Consider the following 20,598-nt stretch of genomic DNA (forward strand, 5'->3'; position numbering starts at 1 on the left):
GGCAACGCACTTGTTGTTTGAATAGTTATGCAATGTCCATGAGAAGGGAAAGAGGATGACTTTACGAACGCCGGTACAAACGCGCTCCAAACTGCCAGATGTGGGGACCACCATTTTTACCGTTATCGGCCAGCTTTCGGCACAGCATAACGCCATTAACCTTTCTCAGGGCGCACCGAATTTTTCCTGTGACCCGAAACTGATTGCAGGCGTCACCCGAGCGATGGCGTCAGGGCATAACCAGTACGCGGCGATGACCGGCCTGCAGCCGCTGAAAGAACGCATTGCCGATAAAATTGCCACGCTCTACGGCACGCAGTATGACCCTGCCAGCGAGGTGCTGGTGACCGCCAGCGCCAGCGAAGGGCTCTATTCAGCGATAAGCGGTCTCGTGCACCCCGGTGATGAGGTGATCTACTTTGAACCGTCCTTTGACAGCTACGCGCCGATTGTCCGTCTGCAGGGGGCTACCCCGATTGCTATCAAACTCACGGTGCCGGATTTTGCCGTCAACTGGGATGAGGTGCGTGCCGCGATCACCCCGCGCACGCGCATGATCATCATTAACACGCCGCACAACCCGAGCGGTCAGGTCTTCTGTGCCAATGACCTGCAACAGCTGGCGGCGCTGACGCGCCAGACCGACATCATTATTTTGTCTGACGAAGTGTACGAACACGTGGTTTTTGACGGTGAACCGCATCATGGAATGGCCACGCACCCGCAGCTGGCGGAGCGCAGCGTGATTATTTCATCTTTCGGAAAAACCTATCACGTCACCGGCTGGCGCGTAGGGTATTGTGTCGCCCCGGCGGTACTGATGGATGAGATTTGTAAAGTCCATCAATTTTTAATGTTCTCTGCCGATACGCCAATGCAGCACGCCTTTGCGGAGCATATGGTCGATCCGCAAACCTGGCTCTCGCTGTCGGCGTTTTACCAGCGTAAGCGCGATCTGCTGCACGGTCTGCTGGCCGATTCGCCGTTTACCCTGCTACCGAGCGCCGGGTCGTTTTTCATGCTGGCGGATTACAGCGCGTTCAGCGATGAGCGCGACAGCGAGCTGGTGAAACGGCTGATCGTGGAGTACGGCGTTGCCACCATTCCGCTGTCGGCGTTTTATGCGGACGGTACGGATAATAAATTGATTCGTCTCTCTTTTGCGAAAGATGAGGCGACGTTACGGGCAGGTGCCCAGGCCCTGTGTCGGGTTAAATCACGCTGAGGAGTATAAGATGAAATTACGCGCGTTAGTCGTCGGCATGGGATTGCTGTGTACCTTTTCTTCCTTCGCGGCGACCGAGCTGCGTTATGGTCTGGAAGCGGAATATCCGCCGTTTGAAAGCCGTAATGCCTCAGGCGAACTGGAAGGGTTTGACGTTGAGCTGGGGAATGCCATTTGCAAAGCGGCAGCGCTGAAGTGCAGCTGGGTGGAAACCTCGTTTGACGCGCTGATCCCGGGTCTGGTGGCGAAGAAATTCGACGCCATTAATTCGGCGATGAATATCACCGAGCAGCGCCGCAAGAGCATTGATTTTACCCAGCCGATTTACCGCATTCCGTCGCAGCTGGTCGGCAAGGCCGGTACGGCGGTAGAAGCGACCCCAGAAGGGCTGAAGGGGAAAACCATTGGCGTGCTGCAGGGCTCAATTCAGGAAACCTATGCGAAAGAGCACTGGGAAAAGCAGGGTGTCACCGTGGTGTCTTATAAAGATCAGAATATGGCCTGGGGCGACCTGCTTAATGGCCGTATCGACGCCTCGCTGGTGATGTCCGCGGCCGGGCAGGCAGGTTTCCTCAGCAAGCCGCAGGGGAAAGGGTTTGGCTTCATCGGCAAACCGGTGTCTGACGACACTATCCTCGGGAGTGGGATCGGTTTTGGGTTGCGTAAAGGTGACGAGGCCACCAAAAAGCAGCTTGATGCCGCGATTGATAAAGTGCGTGCCGACGGCACGATCGCTAAACTCGCTGATAAGTACTTTCCGGGTATCGATGTCAGCGTAAAATAACCGCCTCATTAGCCCCGGTGACTGATGTCGCACCGGGGCATTTTTCTACACATTTTCCAGGCTTTCTTTACACCACTTTCGGGCCGTTCTGGTCGACAGAAAATATTTCTCACTTTGTTCATATAATCACCGGGCAACAATTGGATTCTTAACCATTTTTGTTTAGGCTGTGCGTTCTTTCTTGCCGTCATTTCGCCGAGCGCGAAACACATTCACACGACCATAAGGACGTTTTTCCAGGCATGAATCGCAGACGTTTTCTAAAAGGCTCGCTGGCAGTGGCAGCCCTGAGCGGCACCTCTGGCCTTGCTTCCCTGTTTTCCAAAGCGGCATACGCTGCTGACTCTGACATCGCTGACGGTCAGAGCCGTCGTTTTGACTTCTCCGTACTGCAATCCATGGCGCATGACCTGGCGAAAACCCCGTGGGGTGGTGCGCCACGTCCGCTGCCGGACACGCTGGCCACCATGACGCCGCAGGCGTACAACGCCATCCGCTACGATGAGAAGCAGTCTCTGTGGAACAACATTGAAGGGCGTCAGCTGGACGTGCAGTTCTTCCATATGGGAATGGGGTTCCGCCGCCGCGTGCGGATGTTCTCGCTGGACCAGTCGACCTCTATGGCGCGTGAGATCCACTTCCGACCGGAGTTGTTCAGCTACGGTGAAACCGGTGTGGATACCAAACAGCTGGAAGGGCAAAGCGATCTTGGCTTTGCAGGCTTCCGCGCCTTTAAGGCGCCGGAACTGGCGCGTCGCGATATCGTCTCTTTCCTCGGCGCAAGCTATTTCCGTGCGGTTGACGATACCTACCAGTACGGCCTTTCCGCGCGCGGTCTGGCGGTAGACACCTTTACTGACACGCCGGAAGAGTTCCCGGACTTCACCTCCTTCTGGTTTGAAACCGTTAAGCCAGGTGACACCACGTTTACCGTCTATACGCTGCTGGACAGCCCGAGCATTACCGGTGCCTATAAGTTCGTGATCCACTGCGAGAAGAGCCAGGTGATCATGGAGGTGGAAAACCACCTCTATGCGCGTAAAGACATTAAACAGCTCGGCATCGCGCCGATGACCAGTATGTTCAGCTGCGGCAATAACGAACGACGCATGTGCGACACCATTCACCCACAAATCCATGACTCAGACCGTCTGGCGATGTGGCGCGGCAACGGAGAGTGGATCTGCCGTCCGCTGAACAACCCGCAGAAGCTGCAGTTCAACGCCTATATGGACAAAAACCCAAAAGGGTTTGGTCTGCTGCAGCTGGATCGTGATTTCTCGCACTATCAGGACGTGATGGGCTGGTATAACAAGCGTCCAAGCCTGTGGGTAGAACCGCGCAACGACTGGGGTAAAGGCGCGGTTGGTCTGATGGAGATCCCGACCACCGGTGAAACGCTGGATAACGTGGTCTGCTTCTGGCAGCCGGAGAAAACGGTGAAAGCGGGCGACGAGCTGGACTTTAAATATCGCCTGTACTGGAGCGCAATGCCGCCGGTGCGTTCCCCGCTGGCTAATGTTTTCGCCACCCGCACCGGCATGGGCGGTTTCCCGGAAGGCTGGGCGCCGGGTGAAAATTACCCGAAAGTGTGGGCGCGCCGCTTTGCTATCGACTTTGTCGGTGGCGACCTGAAGGCCGCTGCGCCAAAAGGCATCGAGCCGGTGATTACTCTCTCCAGCGGTGAGGCGAAGCAGGTTGAGATCCTGTACGTAGAACCGTTTGACGGTTATCGCATTCTGTTTGACTGGTACCCAACCTCGGATTCGACCGAGCCGGTAGATATGCGCCTGTTCCTGCGCTGTCAGGGGGATGCCATCAGTGAAACCTGGCTGTATCAGTATTTCCCGCCAGCGCCGGATAAACGTCACTACGTTGATGACCGGATAATGCGTTAATCCTTGTGGGATTGTGCCGGGTGGCGCTAACGCTTACCCGGCCTACAAATGCGTCCAGAGTAGGCCGGGTAAGGCGCAGCCGCCACCCGGCAATTGAGGGGCACCATGTCTGCAGAAATTATCCCCGTTACCCAGAATATCGAGCTTCGCGCCGTCGAAGAGCGCTATACCGCCGATCTCCATCACCTCGTCGTCAAAAACAAAACCTGGCTGCAAACTGCCTTTGACTGGGCGCAGCACGTGGGCGCGGAAGAGGATACCCGCCGCAATGTGCTAAGTAACCAGATGCTGCACCAGCGCGGCTACGCCAAAATGTTTTTGATCTGGCGGGATGATGCGCTGGTCGGCGTGCTGTCGTTTAATTCGATAGAGCCTGCCAACAAAGCGGGTTATATCGGTTACTGGCTGGACGAGGCGCACCAGGGGAAGGGGATCCTCTCTCAGTCATTGCAGGCGTTTATGCGCTATTACGCTGAGCGCGGCGAGATCCGCCGTTTTGTGATTAAGTGCCGGGTGGCGAATCAGAGCAGCAACAACGTTGCCCGGCGCAACGGTTTTACGCTGGAAGGGTGCCTGCGGGAAGCGGAATACCTGAATGGCCGCTTTGAAGATGTGAACATCTACGGGAAGATTTTTACCCTATAGCGCCCCCAGCAGCGGTGTGCGGGTGATGCGCTGGTCGCCGTTAATCACCTTTTCGCCACGCAGGTGAATGCTCTCACCCGAAAAGGCTTCAATGACCGCATCGTCGGTGATTTCAACCCGATGCTCGATCAACACATCGCCGCTGATCCGGGCGCGTCCCTGAATCACCACTTTATCGTCAAGCATGATCGGCCCCCCGCGCAGCCATGCCTGACCGCCGATCAGGACGTGGTGCTTAATGACGCAGTTGCCTTCCACGACGGCATTTTCCGCCACCTGCGAACTGTAGCGCACGGTGGGGATGGCGTCGTCGTCGAAACCGGCAATCAGACGGGCGTTACCGTATACCTTTGCGCAGTCGCACACCCAGACGTTATTGAGATCGTTCCCTTCGAGGATCGCACTGTCGAATACCTCAGCGCGGTGTTCAATAAACGCATTGTTCACCATCGCTTCGCCGTAGATCTGTGCCTGATGCACAACGCGCGACCGGCTTACCGTCGCTTTGTCATAGATTTGCAGGATCTGGTCGTGGTCCGGCGTCAGTCCTTTGGCGGCGATGATGACGCTGTTATGCAGGATGCGCGCGTCGCCGAAGATGTGGCACTCGCCCCGCACGCAGGAGTGCTGAATGGTGACCTTGTCACTTATCCGCGCGCCGTGACTGACTTCGGCGCTGTCCAGCCAGCAGTGACCGCTGATGCGGGCGTCATGGCTGACGGTACAGGGCAGGGTCAGGCGCGCGTGATCCGACACGGTAGCACCGGCGAACACCACGCTGTTCTCGTCATAGATCCAGCAATCCCCATTCTGTGACAGGGCGCGCGCGTCATCAATCCAGCCACCTTTCGTACCGGCCGTGACATCGTTAAAATCTGCCGTGGCGATGATCTGCCGTAAGGTTGTCGTGTGGGTTGTTTCGCCGCTTTTCCATTGCCAGAGGCGGGTTTCATCGCTGAGCCGATACTTTTTCATCGTGTGATCCCTGATAAGCGTCTTCACTAAACGTAGCAAACTTTTGGTTTTTCGTTGTGCTGGCTTCCGTTGCGGAAACCCCTTAAAATGGCATTTAAAATACATTTTAAAAATTAAAATTAATGGATAAACTCAATCCCCCACAGAAAGTGCTTAACTTGCCCGCTGGGTATTTTGGCATGGTGCTTGGCATCATTGGCATGGGTTTCGCCTGGCGATACGCCAGCACGCTCTGGCCGGTGACACGGTGGCCGGGTGATGCTCTGGTGGCCCTTGCCGTTACGTGCTGGTTTTTGCTGACGGTGGCCTTTATCATCCGCGCGATCCGTTTCCCGCGCAGCGTGCTGGCAGAGATGAGGCATCCGGTGATGAGTAGCTTTGTCAGCCTTTTTCCGGCGACGACGATGCTGGTCGCCATCGGTTTTGTGCCCTGGTGCCGCCCGATTTCAGTCGTGCTTTTTGGCGTGGGGGTGGTGACACAGCTGTCTTATTCCGCCTGGCAAAGCGCGGGACTCTGGCGTGGCAACCATCCGCAAGAAGCCACGACGCCGGGTTTATATTTGCCAACCGTGGCGAATAATTTTATTAGCGCCATGGCGTGCGGCGCCCTGGGGTTTAACGACGCCGGTTTCGTGTTCCTGGGGGCGGGTGTCTTCTCCTGGCTCAGCCTGGAGCCGGTTATACTTCAGCGCCTTCGCAGTGCCGGAGAACTTCCGACCGCGCAGCGCACCTCTTTGGGGATTCAGCTTGCGCCCGCGCTGGTGGCCTGTAGCGCCTGGTTTAGCGTTAACGGCGGTGAAGCCGACACCTTTGCCAAAATGTTGTTCGGTTATGGCCTGTTGCAACTGCTGTTTATGCTGCGTCTGTTGCCCTGGTACATATCCCAGCCGTTTAATGCTTCTTTCTGGAGTTTCTCCTTTGGTATATCCGCACTGGCAACCACCGGGCTGCATCTGGGGCACAGCAGCCCGTCGGGCTTTTTCCACGTGATTGCCGTACCGCTTTTTATCTTCACCAACGTCATCATTGGGATCCTGTTGGTCCGTACTTTTATTCTGCTGCTTCAGGGCAAACTTCTGCTGCGCACTGAAAAAGCACTGCTTATGCAATCTGAGGAAAAATAATGTCCGTCGATGAAAATTACTTCACAGAGAAATATGGTTTAACCCGTACACACTCAGAGGTGGTGTACAGCGCGGGGATCGTGAAACCGGGTAAAACCCTGGATCTGGGCTGTGGCAATGGCCGTAACAGCCTTTATCTGGCGGCCAACGGGTACGAGGTCACTGCCTGGGATAAAAATCCGATGAGCATCGATAATATCGAGCGCATCAAAGCGGCAGAAGGCATTGAGAATCTTCACTCGGCCATCAAGGATCTCAACAACCTGAGCATTGACGGCGAGTATGACTTTATTCTGTCTACCGTGGTGCTGATGTTCCTGGAGGCAAAAACCATTCCGGGTCTTATCGCCAATATGCAGCGTTGCACCAAACCTGGCGGTTATAACCTGATCGTTGCCGCGATGGACACGGCGGATTATCCGTGCACCGTCGGCTTCCCGTTTGCGTTTAAAAGCGGTGAACTGAGCAACTATTATGAAGGCTGGGAGTTGCTCAAATACAACGAAGAGGTTGGCGAACTGCACCGCACCGATGAACACGGCAACCGCATCAAGCTGCGCTTTGCTACGATGCTGGCGCGCAAGTCTGCTTAACGCGCGGCCAGCAGGCAGAGTTGCAGGGCAGTGTGGTAAGACGCCTCGAACGACGACAGCGGCAAGAATTCAAACTTCGAATGGAAGTTATGCGCGCCGGTGAAGAAGTTCGGGGTGAGCAACCCTTTTGCCGAGAGCGCTGCGCCGTCTGTACCGCCGCGCATCGGCGTCGGTTTTGGGGTGATACCCAGTGATTCCATCGCCGCAAACATCAGATCGATGGCACGCCTGTCTTCGCCAATCGCATTGCTGATATTGCTGTAAGTATCTTCAATGCGATAGTCCACTTTTGCCGTCGGATACCGGGCGGCGATCCGTGCGGCGACATCAGCAATCTGCTGCTTGCGGGAAGCAAAGTTGTCCTTGTCAAAGTCCCGAATATTGGCCTTCAGAACGGCCTCGTTCTGCCCGGCCTGAATGCCGTTAAACCAGATGTAGCCTTCACGGCCCTCCGTGCACTCTGGCGTTTGCTGGCGGTCAAACTGGTTGATAAAGTCGGTCGCCATTAATAACGGGTTTACCAGCACCCCTTTAGCAGACATCGGGTGCGCCGTTACGCCGGTAAAGCGGATCTCAGCGGCTGCTGCATTAAAATTCTCATAGACAATCTCCCCCAGCTCGCAGCAGTCGATGGTCCAGGCAAAGTCGACGTCGAAGCGTTTCAGATCTAACGCTTTTGCCCCCTTAAGGCCAGTCTCTTCGTCGGGGACAAACGCGACCACAATGTCGCCATGTTTATGCTCGGCGGTCAGGTTTTCCAGCACGGTCATGACCACGGTCACCGCTGCTTTATTATCTGCGCCTAATACGCTGGTACCGTCGCTGAAAATAATCTCTTCATTCGGGTAAGACAGAATTTCCGGATGCTCACTTACCCGTAGCCAGATCCCTTTCTCTTTATTCAGACAGAGATCTTCACCGGTAAACGTTAATATTTGTGGATGAATATCCGGCGATAATCCCACGTCCACGGTATCAATGTGAGTAATAAATCCAATGCGCGGTGCACCGGGTACATTACCTTTTTTAACCGCCGTTACCGTGGCGAATTCGTCGATCACAATGTCGTCTAAACCCAGCTGTGCCAGCTCCTGCGCCAGCTCTCGTGCCATCTCGTGCTGCCCCGGTGTTGAGGGTAAGGTTTTGACGCTGGGATCGCTCTGACTGGTAATGGCGAGATAGCGGAAAAAGCGATGTGTTAATTGTCTGGAAAGCGGCGTGCCCATAGTGTTTTCTTCCTTATTTATTTTTCGGGTGTTTGCCACATCACTTTAATGTTATTTATGAAATGGCAAAAGAATTAATTAGCCGTCGAATTAAAAAGACAGGAATAAATGATGACAAGCAAACGCACAACATTAATGCTGGCACTTGCTGCGCTTACGGTCAGTTCCTCCGTTGCCGCGAAAACGCTGGTGTATTGCTCCGAAGGGTCACCGGAAAATTTTAATCCTCAGTTATATACCTCAGGCACCAGCGTGGATGCGAGCGCCGTACCGGTCTATAACCGGCTGGTCGATTTCAAACCCGGCACCACAGAACTGGTGCCGAGCCTGGCAGAGCGCTGGGAGGTGAGCGATGACGGTAAGGTTTACACCTTCCATCTGCGCCAGGGCGTGAAATTTCAGAGCAACAAATCCTTCACGCCGACCCGGGATTTTAACGCCGATGACGTGATCTTCTCGTTTATGCGCCAGAAAGACGTCAATCATCCTTATCACAACGTCTCTAACGGCAGCTACTCCAACTTTGAAAGCCTGGAGTTTGGCAGCCTGATAACCGCCATTGATAAAGTCGATGACCACACCGTGCGCTTTACCCTGGCACACCCGGAAGCGCCGTTTGTCGCCGATCTGGCCTGGTATTTTGCCTCGATTCTCTCTGCCGAGTATGCCGATGCGATGCTGAAAGCAGGCACGCCGGAGAAGGTGGATATGGAGCCGATCGGCACCGGGCCGTTTAAGCTGGCGCAGTATCAAAAAGATTCCCGCATCCTGTTCAAGGCGTTTGCCGACTACTGGCAGGGCAAATCAAAGCTGGACCGGCTGGTGTTTACCATCACGCCGGATGCCTCCGTACGTTCTGCCAAAATTGAAAAGAACGAGTGTCAGGTAATGCCGTTCCCGAACCCGGCGGACCTGCCGCGCATGAAAGCCAATAAAAATATTAACCTGATGAGCAAAGCCGGGTTGAATACCGGTTTCCTGGCGTTTAATACGCAAAAACCGCCGCTGGATAATGTGAACGTCCGCCGGGCGCTGGCGATGGCCATCAATAAGCCCGCCATTATCGACGCGGTGTTCCACGGCACCGGAACCGTCGCGAAAAATCTGTTACCGCCCGGCGTCTGGAGCGCCAACAGCGAGCTAAAGGATTACGCGTACGATCCTGAAAAAGCAAAAGCGTTGCTGAAAGAGGCGGGTCTTGCTAACGGCGTGAGCATTGACCTGTGGGCGATGCCGGTGCAGCGGCCCTATAACCCGAATGCGAAACGTATGGCCGAGATGATTCAGGCTGACTGGGCGAAAATCGGCGTACAAACCCACATTGTCACTTACGAATGGGGAGAATACCTCAAGCGGGTGAAGGGCGGGGAGCATCAGGCTGCGCTGATGGGCTGGACGACCGCAACGGGCGATCCTGACAACTTCTTTGGTCCGCTGTTTACCTGTACGTCGGCAAATGGCGGCTCCAATTCGGCGAAATGGTGCTATAAACCGTTTGATAACCTCATCGCCGAAGCAAAATCGATAACCGATCACGATAAACGTGTGGCGCTGTATCAAGAGGCCCAGCAGATGATGCATGACCAGATGCCAGCGGTCATGATTGCCCACTCAACGATTTTCGAGCCGGTGCGCAAGGAGGTGAAAGGCTACGAAATCGATCCGTTTGGCAAACATATCTTCTGGCAGGTGGATATCAATCCGTAATTTTTCGCTGCCCGGTATGAAGCCGGGCCTTCTTTTTGCAATTTGTGCTACTTACATCATTTTTTGTCACAACAAACCCGCCTGACTTTTGCTATAACTTCAAATGCATACTTGCAGATAACATGGAAAACTATCATGCGTACTCAAACTTTTTTTAAAGTTGCAGTGCTTACTGGTTTATTGGCCCTGGCAGGCTGTTCTTCAAAAGTCGCCGCCCCCGAACAATATTCAGGCTTTTTAAAAGATTACTCCGGCTTGCAACAGACGACATCTGCGACGGGCAAACCGACGCTGCGCTGGGTCGATCCTAATTATAACGAAGCGAATTACGACAGTATTATCTGGACGCCGATTACCTATTACCCTACGCCTAAACCGACCACTCAGATTGGGCAGAAAACCCTTGATGAGCTGCTGAACTACACCAATACCAAAATGAAAACGGCTATTGGTACTCGTAAGCCTATAGTGGCGACACCAGGTAAACATAGCCTGATTTTCCGGGGTGCCATTACAGGGGTGAGTTCGCAGAAAGAAGGCCTGCAGTTCTACGAAGTGGTGCCTGTCGCGCTGGTAGTGGCGGGGACGCAGATGGCAACCGGCCATCGCACCATGGATACCCATCTCTTCTTTGAAGGTGAGCTGATCGACGCAGCCACCAACAAACCGGTGATGAAGGTGGTTCGTAAGGGCGAAGGTAAAGAGCTGAGCAACGAAAGTACGCCAATGACCTTTGCGACGCTGAAGCAGGTTGTGGATGATATGGCGACAGATGCCACCATGTTTGATGTGCATAAAACAGCAAAATAAATCATGCACGGCCTGCAGATTGCAGGCCGTTTTTTTACGCCGTCCGTAAACGCCTGAACCAGGTTTCGGGTTTAGTGAACATCACCATATTCCCGCCCAGAATCAGCAGTAAACCGACGATACCGTTGAGATGCCAGACGTAGCCCTCATACACCGTTGAGATGGAGAGCGCTACCAGCGGGAAGAGTAGCGTGCTGTACGCCGCTTTCCCGGGGCCAATACGCCCGACCAGCGTGAAGTAAGCGCCGAAAGCAATCACCGAACCAAACAGAGCCAGATAGAGCAGTGCGCCGATGTAGCTCACCGTCCATTCCGGGGTAAAGCTGTCCCCTCTGAAGAGGGCAATGCAGCCCATCACCAGCGTACCGTAAAGCATCGCCCAGGCGTTGGTGGTCATGGTTTCCAGGCCTCTGCGCTGATGGCGCATGCTGATCATGTTGCCCAGCGAGAAACCATAGGTTCCAAGCGCAGAAAGCCCAATGCCCGTCAGAAGCGATACGCTCCAGCCGCTGGCAAGCAGATCGTCCCAGAAAAGGGTAATAATCCCGACCAGACCCAATGCCGCCGCCGTCCAGAAACGCGCGGGCGGGCGCTGCCCAAAGAAAATAAAGCTATTAATGGCGTTATAGAGCACCGCCATGGAGAAGATGACTGATTCCAGCCCGGTATTGATGTGCGCGGCCGCGGTATAAAAGCACCAGAAGTTAAAGCAGAAAACGCAGCATCCCTGAAGCATGCAAAAAAGGTGATCCCGTAGCGCCAGCTTACGCAGTCGACGCAGGACAAGTAACACCACCATCATCGTGGCGCTGGCCACGGCGAAACGCCAGAAAATCGACACCGGGGCCGCCACGGGACCTTGCTGCAGGAAAATGGCAATCCAGGTGGTTCCCCAGATGACCACGACCAGTCCGTATAATAATGCGTTCATATCATTTCTCTTCTCAAACCACGAAAGCCCGCAGTATGGCGCTGAAATGCGCCGTGGGCTTTCACCGGCTTGCGGCAGACTTGCAAAATCTTGCGCTTTTTTCTCTCCGGGGGACTGGCAACGGGGAACAACAATTCTTAGACTGACAGTTCGATCACTCACGCGCTAACGGTTATGTCTCACGCTTACGATACCTTTGAAACGCTTAGTCAGCAGAATGCCGTCCTGCGGGAGACGGTCTCGCTGAACTCGGGTATTCAACTGGCGGCGTGGTACAACAAGCACGATACGATAACGGTTAAAAGCAATCATCACACCCTGAGCCTGTACGTGGCCGACGGTTATGAGAGCTATCAAAAAACGCCGGGCGGCTGGAAGAACGGCGGGGGACCGGACCGTTTCTGCCTGATGCCGAAAGAGAGTGAATCGACGTGGGATATCCGTGATGACCTGTCGTTTGTCCATCTCTACTGCACCGATGAACACCTGCGCGACGTGGGCGAAAAAATCTGGGATAAGCGGCCGCTGTCGCTGACGCTGGACGAACGCATTTTTGGCAGTGACCCGAAGATCACCGCGCTGTATCGCCAGTTTTTACTTGGCTGCGACTGGCAGCAGCAGGCCAATCAGCTCACCCTGAGTACAGCATCCACGTTGCTGATGACCCATCTGCTGCAAAACTACTCCAACGTTCAGTGGAAGCTGCCGGTCGTCACCGGCGGGTTATCGCCTTTCGTTCTGCGCAACGTGCTGGCCTTCATAGAAGAGCATCTTGGCCAGCCGTTAACCCTGGCCGAGCTGGCGGCGCAGGCAGCCCTCAGCGAATACCATTTTGCCCGCATGTTCCGCCAGTCGACGGGGCTGGCACCGCATCAGTACGTGATGCAGCGACGCATGGAAAAAGCAAAAAACCTGGTGCAGCATAGCGCAATGCCACTAACGGACATCGCGCTGGCCTGCGGATTTAACTCCGCCAGCCACTTCAGTAACCGTTTTCGCAGCGTGATGGGTATGACGCCGTCCCAGCTGCGCGCGGCGAGCGCGTGAAAACAGGGCATAGCATATCCCGCCCAGCACCAGCCCCCAGAATGCCGAACCGATGCCCAGAAGGGTGACGCCGCTCGCGGTCATCAGAAACGTGACGATGGCTGCGTCACGTTCGGCTTCATGATTCAGGGCCTGAAATAAACTCCCGCTGAGGGTTCCAAGCAACGCCAGCCCCGCCAGGGTCTGGATCCAGCTCAGCGGCAGTGCAGCCATGATCCCGGTAATAGACCCGCCGAAAACTCCAGCCAGCAGATAAAACCCACCGGCTGCAATGGCCGCCAGCCAGCGTTTAGTCGTATCCGGGTGGGCATCAGCGCTTTGACAGATGGCGGCGGTAATGGCCGCGATGCAGATGGAGAAGACGCCAAAGGGGGAAAGCAGCAGCGCCAGGCCACCGGTAACGATGATGAGCGGTGAGACCGCCAGCGAGTAGCCGGAGGCTTTCATCGTGGCGAAGCCCGGCGCATTCTGTGAGGCCATGGTCACCAGGAAGAAGGGCAAACCGATACTCACCAGGCTGGTAAAAGTAAAGTCGGGGGCAATAAACTCAGGCATCACAACGGAGAGGCTGACTTTATCGGTGGCAACGTCACCACTTATCCATGCCACGAGACCACCTGCCAGCAGCGTAAACACGATGGCATAGCGCGGCGCCAGCGCTTTTGCCAGCAGCCACGCGGCAATCATGCTACCGCACAGCAGAAAGTGGCCGTCAAGATGTGCAAACGCGTGCAGGCCAAACTGCAGAAGCACGCCTGCCAGCATGGCGGCCGCGAGCGAATGGGGGATCAGCGTCATCAGACGAGCGAAAAGCCCCGTAATACCGCAGAGTAAAATAAGCGCGTTAGCGAAGATAAACACACCGATAGTTTCAGACAGCGTCACCCCTTGCAGGCTGGTGGCGAGCAGGGCGGCCCCGGGGGTTGACCAGGCCGTCAGTACCGGCGCTTTAAACCACCAGGAGAGCGCCAGCGTGCTGACCCCCATCCCAATCCCCAGCGCGGTCATCCAGCCCGCGATTTGCTGCGCGCTGGCACCTGCCGCGGCGGCGGCTTGCCAGATAATGGCGGCCGAACTGGCATAACCCACCAGGACGGCGACAAATCCAGCCAGTGTGACTGGAATAAGATGAGAGGAAGGGCGCATGGCAACTCCGTTGTGCGTTATAACGTCCGTATTACGGTAGCACTGTGCGTTATAGCGTACAAGTGGTATGATCATCGGCACCAGGAGGGAACATGGACATCACACAACATCTTGCAGCAACACTGAAAATACTGCGTCAGGCCCGCGGCTGGAGCCTGTCAAAGCTGGCGGACGAGGCCGGCGTGTCGAAAGCGATGCTCGGCCAAATTGAGCGCAATGAATCCAGCCCGACGGTATCGACCCTGTGGAAAATCGCCACCGGGCTGAACGTTCCGTTTTCCGCGTTCATCACGCCAGAGGCAGACAGGCAGGCTGTGTTTGATCCCCAGCAGCAGGCGATGGTCGTCAAACCGCTCTTTCCGTGGGATGAGACCCTGAGGTTCGATCATTTCTCTATTACGCTGGCGGCGGGTGCCCTGAGCGAATCCACGCCCCATGAGGCGGGCGTTATTGAACATGTGGTGGTCATTAGCGGAGAACTGGAGATGAAAATCGACGGCGAATGGCGGACGGTTTATGCCGACTCGGGCGTCCGTTTTGCCGGTGATAAACCGCATGCCTACCGCAACAGCAGCGACCGGCCGGTGCATTTTCACTCTCTGATCCATTATCCCCGCTGAGGCTACGCAAAACTGTTTCGCTGTCGTAGACTTCTGACTACAATAGCCGCCATTTTGACCATAACGGATAACGACGAAGTATGCGCCTGCAATCCCATCATCTTGAACTTTTAAGCCCGGCCCGTGACGCCGCCATTGCCCGCGAAGCGATCCTTCACGGCGCGGACGCCGTCTACATTGGCGGCCCTGGCTTTGGTGCCCGCCATAACGCCAGCAACAGCCTGCGCGATATTGCCGACCTGGTGCCGTTCGCCCACCGTTTCGGGGCGAAAGTGTTCGTGACCCTGAACACCATTCTTCATGATGATGAGCTGGAGCCTGCGCAACGACTGATCGCCGATCTCTATCAGACCGGCGTCGATGCCCTGATTGTTCAGGACATGGGGGTTCTGGAGCTGGATATTCCGCCGATTGAACTGCACGCCAGTACCCAGTGTGATATCCGCACGGTGGAGAAGGCGAAGTTCCTCTCCGACGTCGGCTTTTCGCAGATCGTTCTGGCCCGTGAGCTGAACCTGAATCAGATCCGTGATATCCACCAGGCGACAGACGCGACGATCGAGTTCTTTATCCACGGCGCGCTGTGCGTGGCCTATTCCGGTCAGTGCAACATTTCCCACGCCCAGACGGGCCGTAGCGCCAACCGTGGCGACTGTTCGCAGGCCTGCCGTCTGCCGTATACCCTGAAAGACGATCAGGGCCGCGTAGTGGCGTTCGAAAAACACCTCCTCTCCATGAAGGATAACGATCAGACCGCCAACCTGGGCGCGCTGATTGATGCGGGCGTCCGTTCCTTCAAGATTGAAGGGCGTTATAAAGACATGAGCTACGTGAAGAATATCACCGCGCACTACCGTCAGATGCTGGATGCCATCATCGAAGACCGCGGCGATCTGGCGCGCGCGTCGGCAGGTCGTACCGAGCATTTCTTTATTCCGTCGACGGACAAAACCTTCCACCGTGGCAGCACGGACTATTTCGTGAATGCCCGTAAAGGCGATATCGGCGCGTTCGACTCACCGAAGTTCATCGGTTTACCGGTCGGTGAAGTGCTGAAGGTGGCGAAAGATCATCTTGATGTTGAAGTGACGGAGCCGCTGGCGAATGGCGATGGCCTGAACGTGATGATTAAGCGTGAAGTGGTGGGCTTCAGGGCTAATACGGTCGAAAAAACCGGTGAAAATCGCTATCGCGTATGGCCGAATGAAATGCCTGCCGATCTCTACAAGGCGCGTCCGAACGCGCCACTTAACCGTAACCTCGATCATAACTGGCAGCAGGCGCTGCTGAAAACCTCCAGCGAGCGTCGTATCGCGGTGGATATCGAGCTTGGCGGCTGGGAAGAACAGCTGATTCTGACCATGACCTCTGAAGACGGCATCAGCGTGACGCATACGCTGGATGGCCTGTTCGAGGTGGCAAACAACGCAGAAAAAGCGCTTAACAGCCTGAAGGATGGCGTGGCGAAGCTGGGGCAGACGATTTACTACGCGCGCGCTATCGAGGTTAACCTGCCGGACGCGCTGTTTGTGCCGAACAGCCTGCTTAACCAGTTCCGCCGTGAAACGGCAGAGCTGCTGGATGAAGCGCGTCTGGCCCAGTATCCACGCGGTAGCCGTAAAGCGGAAGTTGTTCCGGCCCCGGTATACCCGGACACGCATTTATCTTTCCTGGCGAATGTCTACAACCATAAGGCGCGTGAATTCTATCATCGCCACGGTGTGCAGCTGATCGACGCGGCCTATGAAGCGCATGAAGAGAAGGGCGACGTGCCGGTGATGATCACCAAGCACTGTCTCCGCTTCGCCTTCAATCTGTGCCCGAAACAGGCAAAAGGCAATATCAAGAGCTGGAAAGCGACGCCCATGCAGCTGGTCAACGGTGATGAAGTCCTTACCCTGAAGTTTGACTGCCGTCCCTGCGAAATGCATGTTATTGGCAAGATGAAAAACCATATTTTCAAAATGCCGCAGCCGGGCAGCATTGTCGCTTCCGTCAGTCCTGACGATCTGATGAAAACCCTGCCAAAACGTAAGGGGAGCTAACTACCTTACGTGCGTCTCCGGTTTGCGCGATTTCTGCCACAGGTGGTGTTCGCGCAAACCCTCCGCTGACTCTTCCGCTGCGCTGCGTAATTCATCGCTGTCGGCCTCGTGCCGCAGCTGATGCCCCACATTCTTTACCCATACATATTCATGCCCTTTGTGCCCGGCCATAAGCTGCCCTGAAAACAGCGCACAAATAAGCATGACGAGAGATAACCCTTTTTTAATCATGGTTTCACCGCTGAGTGACGTTGCGGGGATAATCATGGCGATTATTTCTTAGTGTTATTATTCAATAATTCAAAGTACGGCAAAGAAAATGTCAAAGAGTGTTGGCTCAGAATTGTTTTTAAGAAATATCCTAAATGCGCCTAAAGCACTGTCAACTACCACTTCTGGACCATAAACAGGCGTTTGAATTAGGGATAATCCTATATAATAGGGATTCTCTGGCTAAGGAATGAGTCTTAATAAATGAAAAAAATAATCGCGTTTGCGCTCCTCGTGGCTGCCGTGGGTGCTACGGCAGGGGTTCGCTATATCGGGAATGACGAACCAGAATATATTCAGTCCGCAGAAACCCGTGTTGGTTCATATTTAACCAGCGATTACGGGCGTGTAGCCTGCAATAGCAAAAAAGTAGACGATCAGCGCTGGGAATTAGATTGCCTGCATCAGGCAAGAGGAAAAGTATTCCAGTTTGCGGTGTATCCTTCTGAAAAAGCCCCCTATGGTGTTTCGCGTTCGTTTTATCTCGAAGCGATTAATGATGAAGCAAAACAGAGCGCCGAACAGGGTCTGATGCGTTATTTGCAAATCAACACGAAGGCGAGTTAATAGAGCTGTTTAGCTTTCGTTAAGTTAATCAGTGTTAGTTTGTAAGGGATCCGCAGCCCGACCATGGAGCGTCGGGGACGTAGAGACCAAAATACAAATCTATCCATGCAAGCATTTACCGCCAGATAATGGCGGTTTTTTTTTGCCATTTCGCGTATGTGCCCCTCATCCCAGCCCTCTCCCTCAGGGAGAGGGGCGTCTGTGTCGGTATTATGTTGCGGGGAACCCTCAGCGGGCAGGACCTGGACGCGAAAATTGCTTGCGGTACTGGGCCGGCGAAAGGGCAAATTGCTGACGAAAGTGGTGGCGCAACGTCGCCGCCTGTCCAAAACCGGTCTGTTCAGCGATGCTGTCGATGCTCATCCGACTGCTTTCCAGGTAATCTTTTGCTCTCAACAGACGCTCATTGATCAGCCAGCGCGACGGTGTCGTTCCCGTTGCCGCCTCGAAGCGACGAAGGAAGGTACGCTGGCTCATGCCCACCCGACGCGCCAGCGAGTCGACGCTGTGCGGTTCAACGAGATGGTTGTGCAGGAAATCAAACAGCTGTCCCAGACGCTGGCTCTCCCGTAGCTGTGCCACCGGGCGGCTCAGCTGTTGCGGCTGCGAACCATCCCGGTGGGGAGGAATAACCAGCCGACGCGCCACGCTGTTGGCGGTTTCCATGCCATAATCCCGGCGGACGACGTGCAGACAGAGATCGATGCCCGCCGCGCTACCAGCAGAAGTCAGAATATCCCCCTCGTCCTGATAGAGTACGTCTTCAACCACGTCGATGTCAGGGTAGCGGGCTTTAAGCGCCTCAATGTAGCGCCAGTGGGTTGTGGCTTTGCGCCCGTTCAACAGTCCCGTTGCGGCCAGCACAAACACACCCGAACAGATGGACAGCAGCTGGCATCCACGAGCGCTGGCCTGGCGCAATGCGTCGCACAGGGCCCTGGGAACCGGCGCGTCCAGCCCCCGCCAGCCGGGAACCACGATCAGATCCGCAGACTCAAGCAGGCTCAAATCACCATCAGTCACCATGCGGATCCCGCCCGTCGCCCGCATTTCTCCGCTATCCACACCTGCCACAGCAAAGCGATACCAGGTGTCGCCCAGCTCAGGACGTGGTAGGCCGAATATTTCTACCGCCACGCCAAACTCAAAGGTACACAGGCCGTCATACGCCAGCACCACCACCTGAGGGCGGGAAACTTGTCTTAAGTTTGTCATCTTTTTGCTGTTTTCTGGCATAAGCAAGCGCATTCATGGGCTGAATTTGTGGATAGAGTAGTGTTAACACAAACGCCAAAGATGAGGAAGGATCATGAGCTATGTTACTGAATTTCCGGCTGCCGAGCCGCAGGAAGCCGTTACCCATTTTCTGCGTCGCCTGAGTGTCGAAACCGACTGTGCCGATGTGCATCATGCCATCGCCAGTCATGAGCAGGACTTTGTGCTGCTGCATGTGGTAGGGAGTGCGGAACAATTTGCCCGACGTCATGTCCCCGGCGCACTGCACATGCCGTGGAGCCAGATTACTGCTGAACGCATGGCCCGGTGGCCGGACGGCACGCTGTTTGTCGTTTACTGCGCGGGGCCGCACTGTAACGGCGCGGACAGGGCTGCGCTGAAGCTGGCGCGACTCGGGTTGCCGGTCAAAATCATGCTGGGCGGGATCACCGGCTGGGAAGATGAACGCTACGCGTTTGCCGGTCAGGGATCCGTTTCCGCCCTGTGAAGATGAATTTTTTTCAACACCCGTGAAATTTTCTCGTTTGCCGGAGTCGGTGAGGTATGACATCTTTTTTGGACATTTAGACATCCAGAAGTCTAAAGATTCAAATAATGAATTATCACTGCCGGCAATTATTACCGTCAGACAGAGGAGATTTCCATGCAACGACAGCACGCCCCATACCGCGCCGATGTAGTAGGCAGTTTTTTACGTCCGGATGCCATTAAACAGGCCCGCCTGAAGTTCGCCAGCGGTGAGATAGATGCCGGACAGCTTCGCGCGGTGGAGGACGATGCCATTCGCCACGTCGTCGAGCAGCAGTGTGCGTGTGGTCTGCATGTGGTGACCGACGGTGAATTTCGCCGTGCCTGGTGGCACTTCGATTTCTTCGATGGCCTGCAGGGGGTTGAGCGTTACGATTCGCAGCAGGGTATTCAGTTCAACGGGGTACAGACCAAAGCCCACGGCGTGCGCGTCACCGGCAAGCTGGGCTTTGGCGATCATCCGATGCTGGACGATTTCCGCTATCTGAAAAGCATCAGCGGTAATGCGCAGCCGAAGATGACCATTCCCAGCCCAAGCGTGCTTCATTTCCGCGGCGGCCGCAAAGATATCGACGCGACGGTTTACCCGGACCTGAACGTCTATTTTGACGATCTGGCGACCACCTGGCGCGACGCTATCCGGGCCTTCTATGATGCAGGCTGCCGTTACCTGCAACTTGACGACACCGTCTGGGCCTACCTCTGTTCGGACGATCAGCGTCGTCAGATCCGCGAGCGCGGCGATGATGCCGATGAGCTTGCGCAGATCTACGCCCGCGTGCTGAACAAGGCGCTGGAAGGTAAACCGGACGATCTGACCATCGGGCTGCATGTCTGCCGCGGCAACTTCCGTTCAACCTGGATTTCGGAAGGGGGATACGAGCCGGTGGCGGAAGTGCTGTTCGGTACGGTGAACGTAGATGCCTTCTTCCTGGAATATGATAACGACCGCAGCGGTGATTTTGCGCCACTGCGCTTTATTCGCCCGGGCAAGCAGCAGGTGGTGCTGGGGCTGATAACCACCAAAAACGGAGAGCTGGAGAACCCGGAAGGGGTTAAAGCCCGTCTGGAAGAGGCGGCAAAATATGTGGCCAAAGAGCAGATCTGCCTCAGCCCGCAGTGCGGCTTTGCCTCGACCGAAGAGGGCAACAGCCTGAGTGAAACTCAGCAGTGGGACAAAGTCCGTCTGGTGACACAGATCGCCAGTGAAGTCTGGTAAAA

The 20,598-nt window shown here is 55.3% G+C and carries 20 protein-coding genes; 14 read left to right on the forward strand and 6 right to left on the reverse strand.

Annotation, left to right across the window (positions count from 1 at the left end; genetic code table 11):
* Positions 1–55 precede the first annotated feature (55 nt).
* From AAER43_RS11575 to rimL, 4 genes are all read left to right on the forward strand, one after another.
* Positions 56–1,225 carry a pyridoxal phosphate-dependent aminotransferase gene (locus AAER43_RS11575; RefSeq protein ID WP_014883796.1) on the forward strand — a complete coding sequence of 390 codons (1,170 nt, stop codon included), beginning with the start codon at positions 56–58 and terminating at the stop codon, positions 1,223–1,225.
* Between the two features lie 10 nt (positions 1,226–1,235).
* Positions 1,236–2,009 (forward strand): transporter substrate-binding domain-containing protein, encoded by a 774-nt coding sequence (locus AAER43_RS11580; protein ID WP_023330389.1) that lies wholly within the window; start codon positions 1,236–1,238, stop codon positions 2,007–2,009.
* A gap of 242 nt (positions 2,010–2,251) precedes the next feature.
* Complete coding sequence (locus tag AAER43_RS11585; RefSeq protein ID WP_014883798.1) at positions 2,252–3,907, forward strand: glucan biosynthesis protein; 1,656 nt, start codon at positions 2,252–2,254, stop codon at positions 3,905–3,907.
* 105 nt (positions 3,908–4,012) lie between these two features.
* Positions 4,013–4,552, forward strand: a complete 540-nt coding sequence (rimL, locus tag AAER43_RS11590) for a 50S ribosomal protein L7/L12-serine acetyltransferase (RefSeq protein WP_047027944.1) — start codon at positions 4,013–4,015, stop codon at positions 4,550–4,552.
* On the opposite strand, the gene ydcK is transcribed toward rimL, so the two are convergent.
* On the reverse strand, positions 4,547–5,527 hold the full coding sequence (gene ydcK, locus AAER43_RS11595) for a YdcK family protein (protein WP_050863041.1): 981 nt from the start codon (positions 5,525–5,527) through the stop codon (positions 4,547–4,549). The two genes, rimL and ydcK, sit on opposite strands and share 6 nt — an antisense overlap.
* Before the next feature lie 122 nt (positions 5,528–5,649).
* Here ydcK and tehA point away from each other — a divergent pair, with 122 nt between their 5' ends.
* Positions 5,650–6,651 (forward strand): dicarboxylate transporter/tellurite-resistance protein TehA, encoded by a 1,002-nt coding sequence (tehA, locus tag AAER43_RS11600; protein ID WP_050863042.1) that lies wholly within the window; start codon positions 5,650–5,652, stop codon positions 6,649–6,651.
* On the forward strand, positions 6,651–7,244 hold the full coding sequence (tehB, locus tag AAER43_RS11605) for a tellurite resistance methyltransferase TehB (protein ID WP_045268131.1): 594 nt from the start codon (positions 6,651–6,653) through the stop codon (positions 7,242–7,244). Before tehA ends, tehB begins: the two co-directional genes overlap by 1 nt.
* Here tehB and pepT read toward each other — a convergent pair.
* Positions 7,241–8,470, reverse strand: a complete 1,230-nt coding sequence (gene pepT, locus AAER43_RS11610; RefSeq protein ID WP_045134041.1) for a peptidase T — start codon at positions 8,468–8,470, stop codon at positions 7,241–7,243. The genes tehB and pepT overlap by 4 nt on opposite strands.
* A 111-nt stretch (positions 8,471–8,581) precedes the next feature.
* On the opposite strand from pepT, the gene AAER43_RS11615 reads away from it, so the two are divergent.
* Complete coding sequence (locus AAER43_RS11615) at positions 8,582–10,177, forward strand: ABC transporter substrate-binding protein (RefSeq protein ID WP_057057681.1); 1,596 nt, start codon at positions 8,582–8,584, stop codon at positions 10,175–10,177.
* 135 nt (positions 10,178–10,312) lie between these two features.
* Positions 10,313–10,987, forward strand: coding sequence for a DUF3313 domain-containing protein (locus AAER43_RS11620; RefSeq protein ID WP_023330395.1), 675 nt, complete (start codon positions 10,313–10,315; stop codon positions 10,985–10,987).
* A 34-nt stretch (positions 10,988–11,021) separates the two neighbouring features.
* Here AAER43_RS11620 and AAER43_RS11625 read toward each other — a convergent pair whose 3' ends face one another.
* The gene (locus tag AAER43_RS11625) at positions 11,022–11,918 is read right to left on the reverse strand and encodes an EamA family transporter (protein ID WP_050863043.1); all 897 of its coding nucleotides are present in this window, start codon (positions 11,916–11,918) and stop codon (positions 11,022–11,024) included.
* Positions 11,919–12,092: 174 nt separating this feature from the next.
* On the opposite strand from AAER43_RS11625, the gene AAER43_RS11630 reads away from it, so the two are divergent.
* Positions 12,093–12,965 carry a helix-turn-helix domain-containing protein gene (locus AAER43_RS11630; protein WP_014883807.1) on the forward strand — a complete coding sequence of 291 codons (873 nt, stop codon included), beginning with the start codon at positions 12,093–12,095 and terminating at the stop codon, positions 12,963–12,965.
* Here the strand turns inward: AAER43_RS11630 and AAER43_RS11635 are convergent.
* On the reverse strand, positions 12,855–14,111 hold the full coding sequence (locus AAER43_RS11635) for a benzoate/H(+) symporter BenE family transporter (RefSeq protein WP_050863044.1): 1,257 nt from the start codon (positions 14,109–14,111) through the stop codon (positions 12,855–12,857). The two genes, AAER43_RS11630 and AAER43_RS11635, sit on opposite strands and share 111 nt — an antisense overlap.
* Positions 14,112–14,203: 92 nt before the next feature.
* On the opposite strand from AAER43_RS11635, the gene AAER43_RS11640 reads away from it, so the two are divergent.
* Together AAER43_RS11640 and AAER43_RS11645 are read left to right on the forward strand one after the other, a co-directional pair.
* The gene (locus AAER43_RS11640) at positions 14,204–14,731 is read left to right on the forward strand and encodes an XRE family transcriptional regulator (protein ID WP_047344229.1); all 528 of its coding nucleotides are present in this window, start codon (positions 14,204–14,206) and stop codon (positions 14,729–14,731) included.
* Positions 14,732–14,811: 80 nt separating this feature from the next.
* Positions 14,812–16,776, forward strand: a complete 1,965-nt coding sequence (locus tag AAER43_RS11645) for a U32 family peptidase (protein WP_050863045.1) — start codon at positions 14,812–14,814, stop codon at positions 16,774–16,776.
* On the opposite strand, the gene AAER43_RS11650 is transcribed toward AAER43_RS11645, so the two are convergent.
* A complete protein-coding gene (locus tag AAER43_RS11650; RefSeq protein ID WP_014883811.1) occupies positions 16,777–17,007 on the reverse strand; it encodes a DUF2554 family protein in 231 nt (76 codons plus the stop codon).
* Between the two features lie 243 nt (positions 17,008–17,250).
* On the opposite strand from AAER43_RS11650, the gene AAER43_RS11655 reads away from it, so the two are divergent.
* Complete coding sequence (locus AAER43_RS11655) at positions 17,251–17,613, forward strand: hypothetical protein (protein WP_014883812.1); 363 nt, start codon at positions 17,251–17,253, stop codon at positions 17,611–17,613.
* A gap of 228 nt (positions 17,614–17,841) precedes the next feature.
* Here the strand turns inward: AAER43_RS11655 and ftrA are convergent, their stop codons facing one another.
* The gene (gene ftrA / locus AAER43_RS11660; protein ID WP_050863046.1) at positions 17,842–18,849 is read right to left on the reverse strand and encodes a transcriptional regulator FtrA; all 1,008 of its coding nucleotides are present in this window, start codon (positions 18,847–18,849) and stop codon (positions 17,842–17,844) included.
* A gap of 73 nt (positions 18,850–18,922) precedes the next feature.
* Between ftrA and AAER43_RS11665 the strand changes: the two genes are divergently transcribed.
* Entirely contained in the window at positions 18,923–19,336 is a 414-nt protein-coding gene (locus AAER43_RS11665; RefSeq protein WP_048996998.1) for a rhodanese-like domain-containing protein, read from the forward strand.
* 156 nt (positions 19,337–19,492) lie between these two features.
* Positions 19,493–20,596: a cobalamin-independent methionine synthase II family protein gene (locus AAER43_RS11670; protein WP_014883815.1), complete on the forward strand. Its 1,104-nt coding sequence runs from the start codon at positions 19,493–19,495 to the stop codon at positions 20,594–20,596.
* Positions 20,597–20,598 lie beyond the last annotated feature (2 nt).

The sequence above is a fragment of the Enterobacter sp. FUJ80071 genome (assembly GCF_038739915.1).
Taxonomy (GTDB): domain Bacteria; phylum Pseudomonadota; class Gammaproteobacteria; order Enterobacterales; family Enterobacteriaceae; genus Enterobacter; species Enterobacter kobei.

Coding starts and splice junctions, on each gene's coding strand:
- AAER43_RS11575 (WP_014883796.1), top strand. CDS start 56: ATGACTTTACGAACGCCGGTACAAACGCGCTCCAAACTGCCAGATGTG.
- AAER43_RS11580 (WP_023330389.1), top strand. CDS start 1,236: ATGAAATTACGCGCGTTAGTCGTCGGCATGGGATTGCTGTGTACCTTT.
- AAER43_RS11585 (WP_014883798.1), top strand. CDS start 2,252: ATGAATCGCAGACGTTTTCTAAAAGGCTCGCTGGCAGTGGCAGCCCTG.
- rimL (WP_047027944.1), top strand. CDS start 4,013: ATGTCTGCAGAAATTATCCCCGTTACCCAGAATATCGAGCTTCGCGCC.
- ydcK (WP_050863041.1), bottom strand. CDS start 5,527: ATGAAAAAGTATCGGCTCAGCGATGAAACCCGCCTCTGGCAATGGAAA.
- tehA (WP_050863042.1), top strand. CDS start 5,650: ATGGATAAACTCAATCCCCCACAGAAAGTGCTTAACTTGCCCGCTGGG.
- tehB (WP_045268131.1), top strand. CDS start 6,651: ATGTCCGTCGATGAAAATTACTTCACAGAGAAATATGGTTTAACCCGT.
- pepT (WP_045134041.1), bottom strand. CDS start 8,470: ATGGGCACGCCGCTTTCCAGACAATTAACACATCGCTTTTTCCGCTAT.
- AAER43_RS11615 (WP_057057681.1), top strand. CDS start 8,582: ATGACAAGCAAACGCACAACATTAATGCTGGCACTTGCTGCGCTTACG.
- AAER43_RS11620 (WP_023330395.1), top strand. CDS start 10,313: ATGCGTACTCAAACTTTTTTTAAAGTTGCAGTGCTTACTGGTTTATTG.
- AAER43_RS11625 (WP_050863043.1), bottom strand. CDS start 11,918: ATGAACGCATTATTATACGGACTGGTCGTGGTCATCTGGGGAACCACC.
- AAER43_RS11630 (WP_014883807.1), top strand. CDS start 12,093: ATGTCTCACGCTTACGATACCTTTGAAACGCTTAGTCAGCAGAATGCC.
- AAER43_RS11635 (WP_050863044.1), bottom strand. CDS start 14,111: ATGCGCCCTTCCTCTCATCTTATTCCAGTCACACTGGCTGGATTTGTC.
- AAER43_RS11640 (WP_047344229.1), top strand. CDS start 14,204: ATGGACATCACACAACATCTTGCAGCAACACTGAAAATACTGCGTCAG.
- AAER43_RS11645 (WP_050863045.1), top strand. CDS start 14,812: ATGCGCCTGCAATCCCATCATCTTGAACTTTTAAGCCCGGCCCGTGAC.
- AAER43_RS11650 (WP_014883811.1), bottom strand. CDS start 17,007: ATGATTAAAAAAGGGTTATCTCTCGTCATGCTTATTTGTGCGCTGTTT.
- AAER43_RS11655 (WP_014883812.1), top strand. CDS start 17,251: ATGAAAAAAATAATCGCGTTTGCGCTCCTCGTGGCTGCCGTGGGTGCT.
- ftrA (WP_050863046.1), bottom strand. CDS start 18,849: ATGCCAGAAAACAGCAAAAAGATGACAAACTTAAGACAAGTTTCCCGC.
- AAER43_RS11665 (WP_048996998.1), top strand. CDS start 18,923: ATGAGCTATGTTACTGAATTTCCGGCTGCCGAGCCGCAGGAAGCCGTT.
- AAER43_RS11670 (WP_014883815.1), top strand. CDS start 19,493: ATGCAACGACAGCACGCCCCATACCGCGCCGATGTAGTAGGCAGTTTT.